The sequence below is a fragment of the Companilactobacillus keshanensis genome, from assembly GCF_003946205.1.
GTDB lineage: Bacteria > Bacillota > Bacilli > Lactobacillales > Lactobacillaceae > Companilactobacillus > Companilactobacillus keshanensis.
On record NZ_RHOS01000015.1, the window covers coordinates 29,237 to 43,281 of the forward strand.

16 protein-coding genes and 1 tRNA gene are annotated in these 14,045 nt (G+C 33.3%); 12 read left to right on the plus strand and 5 right to left on the minus strand.

Translation table 11 applies throughout. The features are described 5' to 3' along the window. The first annotated feature begins 91 nt into the window (after window positions 1-91). Entirely contained in the window at window positions 92-1,420 is a 1,329-nt protein-coding gene (gene glnA / locus EKM64_RS08425) for a type I glutamate--ammonia ligase (RefSeq protein ID WP_125677572.1), read from the plus strand. Between the two features lie 95 nt (window positions 1,421-1,515). On the opposite strand, the gene EKM64_RS08430 is transcribed toward glnA, so the two are convergent. Beyond that, window positions 1,516-1,836 carry a DsrE family protein gene (locus EKM64_RS08430; protein WP_125677574.1) on the minus strand — a complete coding sequence of 107 codons (321 nt, stop codon included), beginning with the start codon at window positions 1,834-1,836 and terminating at the stop codon, window positions 1,516-1,518. Between the two features lie 395 nt (window positions 1,837-2,231). Between EKM64_RS08430 and EKM64_RS08435 the strand changes: the two genes are divergently transcribed. Continuing rightward, entirely contained in the window at window positions 2,232-2,753 is a 522-nt protein-coding gene (locus EKM64_RS08435; protein WP_125677576.1) for a GNAT family N-acetyltransferase, read from the plus strand. 163 nt (window positions 2,754-2,916) lie between these two features. On the opposite strand, the gene EKM64_RS11430 is transcribed toward EKM64_RS08435, so the two are convergent. After that, window positions 2,917-3,087 carry a hypothetical protein gene (locus tag EKM64_RS11430; RefSeq protein ID WP_164505345.1) on the minus strand — a complete coding sequence of 57 codons (171 nt, stop codon included), beginning with the start codon at window positions 3,085-3,087 and terminating at the stop codon, window positions 2,917-2,919. Window positions 3,088-3,189: 102 nt separating this feature from the next. Here EKM64_RS11430 and EKM64_RS08440 point away from each other — a divergent pair, with 102 nt between their 5' ends. After that, entirely contained in the window at window positions 3,190-3,942 is a 753-nt protein-coding gene (locus tag EKM64_RS08440) for an NADPH-dependent oxidoreductase (RefSeq protein ID WP_125677578.1), read from the plus strand. Between the two features lie 288 nt (window positions 3,943-4,230). On the opposite strand, the gene EKM64_RS08445 is transcribed toward EKM64_RS08440, so the two are convergent. Next, a tRNA-Gly gene (locus EKM64_RS08445) sits at window positions 4,231-4,301 on the minus strand. 156 nt (window positions 4,302-4,457) lie between these two features. Between EKM64_RS08445 and EKM64_RS08450 the strand changes: the two genes are divergently transcribed. The 5 genes from EKM64_RS08450 to EKM64_RS08470 all read left to right on the plus strand — a co-directional run bounded on the left by EKM64_RS08450 (window position 4,458) and on the right by EKM64_RS08470 (window position 9,617). Next, window positions 4,458-4,937, plus strand: coding sequence for a hypothetical protein (locus tag EKM64_RS08450; RefSeq protein ID WP_125677580.1), 480 nt, complete (start codon window positions 4,458-4,460; stop codon window positions 4,935-4,937). 120 nt (window positions 4,938-5,057) lie between these two features. Then, window positions 5,058-5,363, plus strand: a complete 306-nt coding sequence (locus EKM64_RS08455) for a hypothetical protein (protein WP_125677582.1) — start codon at window positions 5,058-5,060, stop codon at window positions 5,361-5,363. A 346-nt stretch (window positions 5,364-5,709) separates the two neighbouring features. Next, on the plus strand, window positions 5,710-6,747 hold the full coding sequence (gene argF, locus EKM64_RS08460) for an ornithine carbamoyltransferase (RefSeq protein WP_125677584.1): 1,038 nt from the start codon (window positions 5,710-5,712) through the stop codon (window positions 6,745-6,747). Window positions 6,748-6,998: 251 nt separating this feature from the next. Further along, a complete protein-coding gene (gene argS, locus EKM64_RS08465; protein WP_125677586.1) occupies window positions 6,999-8,687 on the plus strand; it encodes an arginine--tRNA ligase in 1,689 nt (562 codons plus the stop codon). A gap of 9 nt (window positions 8,688-8,696) precedes the next feature. Beyond that, entirely contained in the window at window positions 8,697-9,617 is a 921-nt protein-coding gene (locus tag EKM64_RS08470; protein ID WP_125677588.1) for a prenyltransferase, read from the plus strand. 78 nt (window positions 9,618-9,695) lie between these two features. Here EKM64_RS08470 and EKM64_RS08475 read toward each other — a convergent pair whose 3' ends face one another. Continuing rightward, window positions 9,696-10,028 carry a winged helix-turn-helix transcriptional regulator gene (locus EKM64_RS08475; protein WP_225420986.1) on the minus strand — a complete coding sequence of 111 codons (333 nt, stop codon included), beginning with the start codon at window positions 10,026-10,028 and terminating at the stop codon, window positions 9,696-9,698. A gap of 121 nt (window positions 10,029-10,149) precedes the next feature. Here EKM64_RS08475 and EKM64_RS08480 point away from each other — a divergent pair, with 121 nt between their 5' ends. The 3 genes from EKM64_RS08480 to EKM64_RS08490 all read left to right on the plus strand — a co-directional run bounded on the left by EKM64_RS08480 (window position 10,150) and on the right by EKM64_RS08490 (window position 12,179). Continuing rightward, window positions 10,150-10,875, plus strand: a complete 726-nt coding sequence (locus EKM64_RS08480) for an SDR family oxidoreductase (protein ID WP_125677592.1) — start codon at window positions 10,150-10,152, stop codon at window positions 10,873-10,875. A 73-nt stretch (window positions 10,876-10,948) separates the two neighbouring features. Then, entirely contained in the window at window positions 10,949-11,380 is a 432-nt protein-coding gene (locus EKM64_RS08485) for a hypothetical protein (RefSeq protein ID WP_125677594.1), read from the plus strand. 166 nt (window positions 11,381-11,546) lie between these two features. Beyond that, window positions 11,547-12,179, plus strand: a complete 633-nt coding sequence (locus EKM64_RS08490; protein WP_125677596.1) for an NUDIX hydrolase N-terminal domain-containing protein — start codon at window positions 11,547-11,549, stop codon at window positions 12,177-12,179. Here the strand turns inward: EKM64_RS08490 and EKM64_RS08495 are convergent. Then, entirely contained in the window at window positions 12,176-13,000 is an 825-nt protein-coding gene (locus tag EKM64_RS08495; protein WP_125677598.1) for a helix-turn-helix domain-containing protein, read from the minus strand. The two genes, EKM64_RS08490 and EKM64_RS08495, sit on opposite strands and share 4 nt — an antisense overlap. A 135-nt stretch (window positions 13,001-13,135) precedes the next feature. Between EKM64_RS08495 and EKM64_RS08500 the strand changes: the two genes are divergently transcribed. After that, window positions 13,136-14,029, plus strand: coding sequence for an NADP-dependent oxidoreductase (locus EKM64_RS08500; protein ID WP_125677600.1), 894 nt, complete (start codon window positions 13,136-13,138; stop codon window positions 14,027-14,029). The last annotated feature ends 16 nt before the right edge of the window (window positions 14,030-14,045 follow it).

Here is a 14,045-nt window from a genome sequence, read left to right on the forward strand (position 1 = left end):
GTATTATCGTTCTATTATTAAAAAACACCATGATAATGGCGCTGGTTAATAACTCGCTAAAAACTGGTATATACAAATAGGAGTGGTAAAAGTGCATAAGTATTCTGCTGAAGATATTAAAAAATTAGTTGTTGATGAGAATGTAGAATTTCTATGTTTGATGTTTACAGACATCAACGGCATCATTAAGAACGTGGAAGTTCCTGTTTCTCAAATCGATAAAGTACTTGCTAATAAGATCACTTTTGATGGTTCATCAATTGATGGTTTTACAAGAATTGAAGAGAGTGACATGTTATTACATCCAGATCTTTCCACATGGTTGATTTTCCCATGGGGCTCAGAGCATGGAAGAGTTGCTAGATTAATTTGTGATATTTACACAACTGATGGTGAGCCATTTGCCGGTGACCCACGAGTTAATTTACAACGTATTGTAAAGAAAATGAAGGCTATGGGTTATACTAATTTCAATATTGGACCAGAGCCAGAATTCTTCTTATTCAATACAGATGATAAAGGTAATCCAACTCTTCATCTAAACGATGATGGCAGTTACTTTGATTTTTCACCAGTTGACCTTGGCGAGAATTGCCGTCGTGATATTGTTTTGGAATTAGAAAAAATGGGTTTTGAAGTTGAAGCCAGTCACCATGAAGTGGCACCTGGACAACAAGAAATTGACTTTAAATATGAAGATGCGCTTTCAGCCGCTGATAGTATTCAAATGTTCAAATTAGTCGTTAAGACGATTGCCAAACAACATGGTCTATATGCAACGTTTATGCCAAAACCACTACAAGGGATCAATGGTTCCGGAATGCACATTAATATGTCATTATTTGATGGTGATACGAATATCTTTGATGATAAAGACGACAAATTATCACCTGTTGCCAAACAATTCATGAGTGGGATATTAAAGCATGCTCGTGCTTTAACTGCTGTTAATAATCCAACAATCAACTCATACAAGAGATTGGTTCCAGGATTTGAAGCACCGACTTATATTGCTTGGTCAGGTAAGAACAGATCACCTTTGATTCGTGTACCAGCTGCTAAGGGTAAGTCAAAACGTGTTGAGATGAGAAGTGTGGATCCAACAACAAATCCATATTTAGCAATTGCTGCAATTCTTGACGCTGGACTTGATGGAATTAATAGCGGTTATGAACTAGCACCAGAAGTTAAAGAGAATATTTATGAAATGACAGAAGACGAACGTGCCGCAGAGGGTATTATTGATCTTCCTTCAACACTACATAATTCATTGAAAGCATTACGTAAAGATGAGTACGTCCAAGCATCTCTAGGTAAAGGATTAACAAATAGTTTCTTTGCCGCTAAGAATGCCGAATGGGCACAATATCAACAAACAGTTTCTCAATGGGAACGTGATACATACATGGAATTGTATTAGTTAATAGTAAAAGACTGCAAACTTAAGTTTGCAGTCTTTTTTAAAACAAAAACACGATAATCCCCAGACGGGTTATCGTGTTTATTTGTGTAGTATTAGATTGTAACAGTCTTATCTGCCCAGTCGATCATGTTTACACAGTCAACCATTGTTGAAATTGGACATTCAGTTGTATCTTCACGATGTCTGCTTTCGATACAAGTTCCGCAGGCTAAGATGACTCCACCGTTATCCAGGTATTCATGCATTTTTTCACTAACATTGTGTTTTTCATCATGAATGTCCTCAACTTCAACGCCTTCACCCATCAAGAAAATCTTAACTTCATTTCCCAGTTCAAGTGATTTAATGGCTAGTCTAAAACCATTCCAAGCCTTTTCGTGCTCTTTAGTTTCTAAAATTATACCTAATTTCATATTGCCCTCCAAATATGTTAACGTTTTCACTTTCTATAATAGATTAATATTATCTTATGGTCAAATTTATATTTTCGCTGCAAATGCAACAAAGTGAGTATATAATAAAAACACTTTTAAAAGAGAGTGATGAGATGACAGAGATACTGCAATCTATAGGAATAATTGCTCGTTCGTTAGATTTCGTAACAATATTGAGTTTAGGAATCCACACTTGACGAAAGGTCAATATTTGTATGTTATTCGAATAGCGGATAACCCAGAAATGATTTTAGAAAATTTGGCCAATGTTATTAAGGTGGATAAAACTACAACAGCACGTTCATTTCAGAGACTTGAGCAAAGAAAACTCTTTGAATTGTTATCCAAAGTGGAGGGAAAAATAAAATATTAATATGGTAAAAATAGTTGAATGCAAAGTATCAGATATTGAACAATTGAGTGAAATTAGTGTCTCAACATTTTCAGAAACATTTTCTAAAGATAATTCAAAAGAGAATATGAAAGATTTTTTGGAGAATTCGTATAACGTTGAAGTTCTGAGGAAAGAATTTACTGATGTTAATTCTAGATTTTATTTTTTAGTTAACGATGATATCAAAATCGGTTATCTAAAAATTAAATTAGAAGCAGATATGATTAAACAAAATAACATTTTGGAGATTGAACGAATCTATTTGTTAAAGAAATATCAGGATCATGGATTTGGTGGTTCACTAATGAATTATGCACAGGATACAGCGAGGGCACTTAATAGAGATGGAATTTGCCTTGGAGTGTGGGAAAATAATTTCAAGGCCCAAAGATTCTATAAGAAACAAGGATTCAAAAAAATAGGTGCCCATGATTTCAATTTAGGAAATTCAAGGCAGACGGATTATATCTTGTTAAAAAGATTGAAAGATAATTTTTATTAGGGAAATCTAATTAGTTAACATTTATGATCGTGATTAAAAATGAGTTGTTTCCCGCTTGATCACTCAAGTGGAAACAACTCATTTTTTTACTGAGAATTTATTAAATGTTTAGTAATGAATTTTGTTTTAATATTCGAGGATATAAAAAGCCATCTTGAGGTCTTTAAAGATCACATTTATTACTTAATAGACAATGTAATTCTTGATATAATTTAACTAACAAATATATTCCACCAGTTGCGATTGTTATTAGAACCAACCAATGCGAAAGTTTAGTTGGTTTATGTGCCTCGATAGTTGTTTGAGTATGTTTAGTATTTATTACTTTTTTCATAACTTTTCTCCTAATTGTTTAACTCAACTATACTACCCAATAGGGTAAAAAAATATATCATGATACAATTAAATTTATGAAAAGAATGAGGATGATGTTGATATGGAACAATTAAATAATAAAACGATTGATAAGCTTTTAAAGCACGTGTCAGTGCGTTCTTTCACAGATGAACCATTATCAGATGATGTTGTAAAACGGCTTGTAAGGGCAGCTCAGGCTGCTTCAACAGCAAGCTTTCAACAATCATATTCAATAATTGATGTAGTTGATCATAAATTACGTGAAAAAGTTACTAAAGCATCAAGGAACCAACTCTTTATGAATCAAGGTGGGAGACTGTTTATCTTTTGTGCTGATTTGAACAGAAATGATAGGATGGCTCAAAATTTGGGACTTGATGTAACACAAACGATTGAGGGATCTGACGCTACACTTGCTGGTACGATCGATGCTACTTTGGCGGCACAAAATATGGTTATTTCTGCAGAATCCATGGACCTAGGCGTCTGTTTTATTGGTGGAGTTCGCGATAACATTGCTGAGGTATCAGAATTGTTGAATATTCCAGAACATGTATTTCCTGTTTATGGGTTGGTTATTGGGCATCCCAAAGGCCAACTTAATAAAATCAAACCTAGACTACCTTTTGAGGCAGTTTATCATCAAAATAAATATTTAGATAAAATGGATATTGTTAAGAAATACGATGAACGGACAAGTGATTATTATAACGATCGCTATGGTCATGAAACAGATCGTAGTTGGTCCAGGACTGCTGTTAATAGTTTAATTAAATTACCTAGATTTTTTATTAGGAAATATCTTAATAATCAAAATTTAAGTAAACATTAAAAAATCCATCTACAATTTGTAGATGGATTTTTGGTTGTTATCATTTGAATGTTAGTAATAGAATTATAGTTATTATTTTTAATAAAGATTCATGTTTTAAAATAAAAAAATCACTAATCGTTTTTGACTAACGATAATTAAACCCTCACGGTGCATTTATATATTTTTTTGATGACGTTCATGACGTCGGCGTGACTCACTTTTATGAAATACAGTGAAATTCATTGAATATTAAATCCCGTTAAATCAAAGTTTTAAAGCTTAATGAAACGATTTAAACCCCATATAAGCGAACTACGAGAATCGAACTCGCGACACCAGCTTGGGAAGCTAGCATTTTACCATTAAACTAAGTTCGCATTTGCTACAACTACTAATTATACAACAAAATATTACAGAATAATAAAGTTTTCATAATTTTATCAAGAAAGTTTGTAATATAAATTGATTTTTATTCCTGATTACAATAGAATCAAACATGATGAATGATTTTAAAGAGCATCGAGGAGAATAATATGAAAAAAACATTAGTTACATTGATGGCTGCCATCACTTTGATGGGTGGCTTCACAACTGTTGCTACTGGTTGTTCCAACACAAGTACAACTCAAAAGAAGGATGTCCACTCGGCTAAGAAGATTACTAAGTCAGAGATCAAAGGACATGACTATGTTGGTGTAAGTAAGGACAACAAGGCCGAGTACATTACTTTCTTCACTGGTAAGGACAAGAAGGATGTTAAGTATTTCCGTGTCAACAAAGATGGCTCAAAGAAGACAATCACATATTTCCAAAAGTCTAAGTTAGTTATGAACAAGGACAACAAGAAGAAATTCAAGATCAAGGGATTTAGAATTATTGCTGAACCTGACTTCTCATGGAACTTTACTAAGGTTGGTAAGACAACAATTAAAACTCCAGATGGTCAAAAATGGAAGCTATACGAAGGTAGTCACAAGAGTGTTGTAAAACACGTTGAAAAGAGTGCTAAATAAGTAAATTAACCTAGCAGATTTTATGAAAATAGAATCTGCTTTTTTTGTGCAAATATGTACCCTGAATTTTCTGATGAAGTTATACTATAGTCAAAAAGTAGAAAGGAAAATATAAATATTATGATTTTATATAAATCGATTAAAAAATTACATGACTATATTAAAAATAATATTTATGATGATGTGCAAGAGGACTATCGTCATATCAAAATTAGGACTAAGGATGATGATCCTAGGGATGACTACCAAATGGGATATGATCAAGCAGTAATAGATTTTAGAAGAAACCACAGATTTCATAATTATCCTGGAAGTATTGTTAAACTAACTAATAAGGTCTCTAAAAATAAAATGTCAGAAATATCTGAATTTATCAACGGATATCAAGCAGGTAAGGTTCATATTATTGATGAATCATCTCGATAGTTCAAATGAACAAAAAGTGAAATGTATTTTATTTGGCTACACCTCTGTAAATTAATAAATTGATTATTAATCAGTTAGCGCTTACAATGAAAATATCTTAATGAAACTGAGGGGAATTGCGATGTTTAAATTACAAACTGGATTAGGATCGTTAATTGGCACTATCGGTGGAAATATTTTGAGTGAAATTTTTATTTGGCGTGATAAAGCCTTGAAGAAGTAGGTTTATGGAACATTCTTAGTTTAGAATGTTCTTTTTTTGTATAGATTTATTAAAATCTTTGCGTTATCATTACAGGCAGATTTTAACTTTATGAAATTAATTTTAATTTTAGGAGGATTCATCATGGCTTATCAAGGACAAGAATCATCAGTATTTCAAGGCAGAAGCTTTTTAAAGGAAAAAGATTTCACACCAAAGGAATTAGAATATTTAATTAATTTAGGGTTACATTTGAAGGCTTTAAAGAAGCAGAATATTCCACATCATTACTTAGAGGGTAAGAATATTGCTTTGCTTTTTGAAAAGACTTCAACAAGAACACGTTCATCATTTACTACAGCTGCAGTTGATATGGGTGCCCATCCGGAATTCTTAGGATCACATGATATTCAACTAGGTAAAAAAGAAACTGTTGAAGATACCGCTAAGGTTCTTGGTAGCATGTATGATGCTATAGAATTTAGAGGTTTTAAACAAAAGACCGTTGAAGATTTGGCTAAATTCTCTGGTGTTCCAGTTTGGAATGGCTTAACTGATGACTGGCATCCAACACAGATGATTGCTGATTATATGACTGTTAAAGAAAACTTTGGCAAGATCAAGGGTATTACATTAACCTTTGTCGGTGATGGTCGTAACAACATGGCTAACAGTTTCCTAGTTGCCAGCGCTATGTTAGGTGTCAACATCCATATCCTTGCACCTAAAGAATTATTCCCTGAACAATCGGTTATTGACACCGCTAAAGGTTTCGCTAAAGATTCAGGTAGTGAAATTCTAATTACAGATGATATTGATAAAGGTGTTAAAGGTTCAAATGTTATCTACACTGATGTTTGGGTATCGATGGGTGAAGAAGATAAGTGGGATGAAAGACTTAAATTACTCACACCATATCAAGTAAATATGGAAATGCTGAAGAAGGCACAAATGCCTGATGATCAATTGATCTTTATGCACTGTTTGCCAGCCTATCATGACACTTTGACAACTACTACCCATGATGTTTATGAGAAATATGGCCTAACTGAAATGGAGGTTACTGACGAAGTCTTCAGAAGTAAATATGCTCGTCAGTTTGAAGAAGCTGAGAATAGAATGCATTCTATCAAAGCTATTATGGCGGCAACATTAGGTCACATGTTCATTCCAGAAGTCTAAAATTAAATTGTAATTAATTTTTCTTTGTGCTAATATACTTATGCAAAAGAAGGATTAATTAATCGAATGATTCTAAGCGAGATCAGATGTTGGTGAGAGCTGGTCGTCTCAAAGATTAAGTCGCACCTTTTATAAACAATTAAATACTATTTTTGAGTGGATATTTATCAATTAGAGTGGTACCGCGGGAATTCTCGTCTCTTTCAAATTTTTTATTTGGAAGAGGCGTTTTTTATTTTGAGGAGGACTATATGAATTCAAAGACACAAGTAGTAGAAGCCTTGGCCAAGGTTTTACCAGCAGAGATCACTGCTGAACAAATTACAAAATTAATTGAAAAGCCTAAGACATCAGATTTGGGTGATTATGCTTTTCCAACATTTATTTTAGCTAAAACAATGCACAAAGCACCTAAAATGATTGCTGAAGAATTAGTTGAACAAATGGATCAAGATGGATTTGAAAAAATCGTTAATACTGGTGCATATATCAACTTCTTCTTAGATAAGGCTGTATTTTCAGATACAGTTTTAAAAGAAGTTTTAAAAGAACAAGATAATTATGGTAATCAAAATGAAGGTAATGGTGGCAATGTACCAATTGATATGTCATCACCTAATATTGCTAAACCAATGTCTATGGGACATTTACGTTCAACTGTAATTGGTAATTCAATTGCTAAAATCATTTCTAAATTGGGTTATCAACCAATCAAGATCAACCATTTGGGCGATTGGGGAACACAATTTGGTAAATTGATTGTTGGATATAAGATGTGGGGTTCAAAAGAAGAAGTTGAAGAAGATCCTATTAACAATCTTTTGAAATATTATGTTCGTTTCCATACGGAAGCAGAGGAAAAACCAGAACTTGATGATGAGGCCCGTGCCTGGTTCAAAAAGATGGAAGATGGCGATGAAGAGGCCCTTGCTCTTTGGAAATGGTTCAGAAGTTTATCACTGAGTGAATTTCAAAAGATCTATACACGTTTGGGAGTAGAATTCGATTCATTTAACGGTGAAGCATTTTATAACGACAAGATGGACGCAGTTATTGATACTCTCGAAGAAAAGAACTTGCTTCAAGAGAGCCAAGGTGCTGAAATTGTTGATCTATCAGACTTGGATCTTTCACCTGCTTTGATCAAGAAGACTGATGGTGCAACCCTTTACATTACTCGTGATCTTGCAGCCGCAATTTATCGTAAGAATACTTACAATTTTGTGAAATCACTATACGTAGTTGGTAGTGAACAATCTGAACACTTTAAGAAGTTAAAGGCTGTTTTGAAGATGATGGGATATGATTGGTCTGATGATATTCATCATATTGAATTTGGTTTGATCACAAACGGTGGTAAGAAGCTTTCAACTCGTAAGGGTCGTGTTATCTTACTTGAAAATGTTTTAAATGATGCTGTTGATCTGGCTAAGAAGCAAATTGAAGAAAAGAACCCCGATTTGAAGAATAAAGATCAAGTTGCTGAAGCTGTTGGTGTTGGCGCCGTTGTGTTCCATGATTTGAAGAATGAAAGACGTGACAGTTTTGACTTTAACCTTGAAGAAGTCGTTCGTTTTGAAGGTGAAACTGGCCCTTACGTTCAATATACAAATGCTAGAGCATTGAGCATTTTGAGAAAAGCCGGCGACGTTAACTTTGACGGTGATTTATCACTTGATGACGAACAAGCCTGGGATACTTTAAAATTGATTCAAGAATTCCCTGAAGTTCTTTCACGTGCTGGACGTATCTATGAACCATCTGTACTTGCAAAATATGCTTTGAAACTTGCTAAGAGTTTTAATCAATATTATGCACATAGTAAGATTTTGACAGAGGACGCTGGACTTGTTGCTAGACTTTCACTTGTTAAATCAGTGACAACTGTTTTGCAAATCTCCTTAGGCCTTCTTGGTGTTAAGGCTCCAGAGGAAATGTAGTAGAAAATTATGAATCGAAAACTTTTTTTTGAGTTATCTGAGATCAAGACGACAGTACTAGATGTGGCCTGGTTTATTCTTGCCGTAAGTTATTCATATTTTAGTATTGGAACGTTTGATTTTATCAATGGTATTTTAGGATTTATCGCTGTATTTTTTATTCACATAATTATTAATTTTCATAATAACTATATGGATTTTAGAAATTCTAAGAGCGAGAATTATCGAAAGAAAATTAGTACCATTGGTGTGAATCGTGAATTATTGGTAATAGTCAAAAAATGGATGTACGGTTTGACCATTTTTCCATTATTGATTGGTGCATTTCTGGTTTATCGAACTAATTGGTGGACACTTTTAATCGGGATTATTTGTGTAATCGTTGGTTTAGCATATTCAGCAGGGCCCAAACCATTGAATTCAACTATGTTTGGATCGGCAGTGGTGGCTATTGCCATTTCCATTTTAATTCCAGTTGTCTACGTCTATCTTGGGACTGTAAGCAGTGGAAGACTGACTTCTAGTGTGATCGTTAATACAATCATAGTTTGCTTGCCAAATATGTTTGCAATGTTTTCAGCACAATTGTGCAATGATACTTGCGATTTAGAAGCTGATAAGAAAAATGGTCGCAAGACATTAGTTTCCAAAATTGGTAAAACTAATGCTTTGAGTTTGTTCAAGGCCAGTTGGTGGCTAGCATTTTTGTTGATACCGATATTGGCAGTTTTACAAGTGGTACCTTACATTACAATGATAGTAGTACTACTTTACCCAAATATTTGGGATAATTATCATCCTTATTTGAAGGACCAAGTTAAGAAAAAAACTTATCCTTTAGTTATGAAAGCTGTTGTAAAATTGGTCAATGTATATATCTTCTTAGTTGCTGTCGGGGCAATTATTAAGCTGATCAGAACAATTCTATAATAGTAAAAAGAGATCACTCCTAAGATTTCTTTCTAAAAATACCGTTATCTGAAATCACAGATAACGGTATTTTTATATTTATTCGCAAAGCGTTTGTTTTAATTCGGATTGGTCTATATTTGCTAAACCCCAATCACAGATTGCATCGACTACAGGAATAAGTGATTCTCCTTTAGTAGTCAGATTATATTCAATATGTAACGGTTGTTCATGAAAGTCGTGCCGATTCACTAATCCATCATTGATCATTTGTTGAATCTGTTCGGATAATATTTTATGGGTAATTGGATTTAAATTACGTTGCAGGGCGTTAAAGCGAGTATGTTGGTCGGAATTTAATTCATAAAGGATACGTATTTTCCACTTTCCTCGGATCAATTGCATTGTAGCGTCGAACTCATTTGCGTACATTTTTTTAACTCCTGACATCCCGGTAACTAAAAAGTGCGTACTAGGAAAATAATTATCTCAGTTTATAATATTAATTTGTAGTCGTCAAACAGACTTAGTTATAAATATGGAGAATATATAAATGAAAAATTTAATTGTAATTACAGGTGCTAGTTCAGGTTTCGGTGCTGAAATGGCCAAAATATTCAATGCCGATGGTTATCCACTATTATTGCTTGGACGTCGTATTGAAAAAATTGAAGCACTTAATCTTGACGGAGAAGTTATGATCAGACATGCTGATGTAACTGATCAAGGTGAGTTATCAAAAGCAATCAAAGAAGCAGAGAAAGCTTATGGCCCAGTTGATCTTTTGATCAATAATGCCGGATTGATGTTACTTGGTAATATTTGGAAGCAGTCAGCAACAGAATGGCAGACGATGCTAGATACGAATGTTTTAGGCGTTTTAAATGGGATGCAGTTAGTTCTTCCTGGAATGAAAGAACGTCATCATGGAACAATTATCAACGTATCATCTATTGCTGGATTTAAAGCCTTTCAAAATCATGCGGCCTACGTTGCCAGCAAATTCGGTGTTCATGGTTTGAGTGAAACAGTCAGACAAGAAGTTTCTGGTGAAAATGTTCGAGTAATGATAGTTGCACCGGGCGCTGCTGAAACGGAGCTTTTGACGCATGTTACTGACAATAGTGCCTTGAGTGAATATGAAGACTGGAAGCAATCTATGGGTGGTATCACACTTGATCCTAAGCATGTCGCGGAAACCGTGAAATTCATGTACGATATGCCTCAAGAAGTAAATATCCGTGAAGTTGATATCGCTGCTACACGACAAGACAGCTAATATATTGTTATTTATAATATATGATGGTTAAATGTGAGCGACAGATATAACGAGCCACTCGGGAGTAATGATCATGAAAAAAGCTGCGGGAATTTTATCAATATTCTTGTTGTTATTTTTGGCTGGATGTTCAACAGTCAAATCACCTGAAGAATCAAATACTAAAGAACAGGCTGTGAATTATCAGAGTTTACCAAAACGTGAAAAGCGGGATATATATTTTAAGTTTCATAAGTCTAAATCTAAAAGTGATTATGCAGTGAGCATGACTGTAAAAAATAATTCTAAAAAAGATGTTAGATTTTATTTAACCAAATTTATGATCATGAATTCTTATGATTCAGATCTTGAAATAAGCTCTGGTCTACACAAAGTTATTGTCGTAGAACCAAACAGTAAAGTAACTGTTAATAACTTATTCGATCATATTTCACATATGATCTTTGACGATTCAAGTGGGTATTATTACCTAGATAACAATCATTTATTAGCAAATGTAAGATAATAAATAAAGGGACTTTCCAAATTTTTGGAGGGTCCCTTTATTAATGCCAAAATAAACGATTAATTATATTTATATATATATAGAGTAGACACTATTATTGTTACGATGGTTATAGGATAATTTTGTTTGAATTAAGATTATAGCAACCAATAGAGGAGCTCAAGAAATGAATGATTTAAAATTATTACTACAACAATTACAAGCAATAGCTCAATCGGGACAACATTATACTAAAGACGTTTTTGATCACGAAAGATATGATCAGTTAGAAAATGTTGCAAAGAAGTTAACTGCCGAATTGACAGATGCCACTCCCAAGCAGATGGATATTTTTTTTGATTCCGACAATGGATATGTGACACCAAAAGTTGATGTACGAGCTGTTACTTTTAATCATGAAAACAAAATATTATTGGTTCACGAAAAGATGGAAGATACATGGTCAATCCCAGGTGGGTGGGCCGACATTGGTTATTCTCCTAGCCAAATTGCTATTAAGGAAACTCATGAGGAAGCTAATATTCATGTGACCCCCAAACGTTTAATTGCGGTAAGAGATATTCAAATACATGATTATGAAGAACGTGATTTGAATTATGTTTACAAACACTTTATCGAATGCATACCTGATAATGATCAATTAAATGATGTAAATAATTCTGAAACAAGTGATGCAGAGTACTTCAATTTGGAGGATGCCTTAAAATTAAAATTATCATTACATCGCAATTTACCGGAAGATATTGAAATGGCATTCAATTGCCATGGTAATGAAAATTGGCAAACGATTTTTGATTAATTTAATTTAAAAACCTTTTCATTAAATAAATCCGTAAATATTTTGGATCTATTAATGGAGTCGAGGGCTAAATCAGATTTGTTTTCTTTCGTCATAATTTTAGCAAGTAAGTAATATAAATTGGCCAGCATATAATGGGAATTATTTTTAGTAGCAAAATCGATGCCTTGATTGATCCAGTTAAGGGCATCGATATTTTTTTCTAATAAAATATTTGAGTATGCTGCCAAATAAAAAATGACGATTTGATTAGCTTCAAAATTAGCTACTTGAAATTTTTCAAAAGACTTAGTTAGATATTCCAAATATTTAGTATTATTTTTTCTTTTTGCATAAAGAACTGCCATCGAAATACGAATTAACCTATCTAGTGTCGTTAATACGATTGGATGAGGATGTACTGAAATTGCTAGTTTTAAATTAGATTCAAAGCTATCCAAATTCTTATCGGCTTGTAGATAGGAAATACTTAGGTAGTAATAGTAGGCTTGAGTTTGCTGGTCAGTATTTATCTTTGCAACAGTTTCATCAGCCAATAGGAATTTTTTTAGTTCGGTATATTTATGATTGTTGCATAAATCATCAACTTTTTTATTAAAACTATTTATGGAACTGATTTGGTAGTTGTCGTTAAGACTTAATAATTCCATATCAATTTTTAGCCTTTTGCATAATAAGATTAAAATTTGTGAATTGGGGATGTACTTGCCTTTTTCAATGGAAGATAGCATTGGTTGTGAACAAATATTTTCACAGGTACTTTTTTGTGATAAATGTAATGCCATTCTTTGTTCTTTTAGAGTTTCGCCTAAGTTATTCATATGATTTCCTATGTAAAATGAATTTTGATACAAGTATATCGGGATCCTAATTTAACTTCAATGAATATAAGAACTCTTATTATCCAAAAAAAATGATACTTGCTATATTTTTCTTAAATTAAAGGAGAAATAATAATGCAAGCAATCATTCAAGATTCATATAATGGAATCGACGATTTAAAGATAAGGGAAGTTACAGATCCTAAATTAAGCCCTTTATCTGTACTAATAGAAACTAAATTTACACCAGTTTTGCCATATGATTGGCGAACTGAGACAGGGGAATTACAAAATATTCGTCCAGTAAAATTGCCAATGGTTATTGGCTATGGATTTAGCGGAGTTGTAAAAAATGTCGGTAGTTTACGAAATAATAATTTAATTGGACAAAAAGTCATTGGGGCTTCAATATCAGGATCAAATAGTACGTTAGTTGATTCAAGAATACCACCCTTATTATTTAAAGTTCCCGAAAATGTTGATCTGGACGTGGCTGTAACCATTATTGGTGGTGCTGATACCGCACTTGGAACAATGAATAAGTTACACCTTAATGAAAATGACACGGTTCTTATAATAGGTGCTTCAGGAGGGATTGGAACTTATATGATTCAGTTATTGAAACTTCAGAATGCAACTGTGGTAGCAATTGGTCATAAGTCAAATGTTGAATTCTTGAAATCTGTCGGAGCTGATGAAGTTATTGACTATACAACTGAAATTGAAAAACAGCTATCAATTTGTTCAAATATTACTAAAGTGATCGATACAGCCGGCAACATAGACTTACTAAAAATGATTTCTAAGCTATTTCCAACTATAAAAATAGTTTCGATAGCAACTGACAGATTCGGACAATTTATCCAACCTAATATTTTGCCCAATGATTATGTGCAACTATTAAGTATGCTTAGTGACAAGTCTTTGCGGGCGTATATTCAAGAAAAATTTTATTATCAGGATGTTAAAGAAGCTCAATATAAATCAAAAAACTCACATTCTCAAGGAAGGATTCTTTTGAGCTATTAGAAGGTGATAATATGAC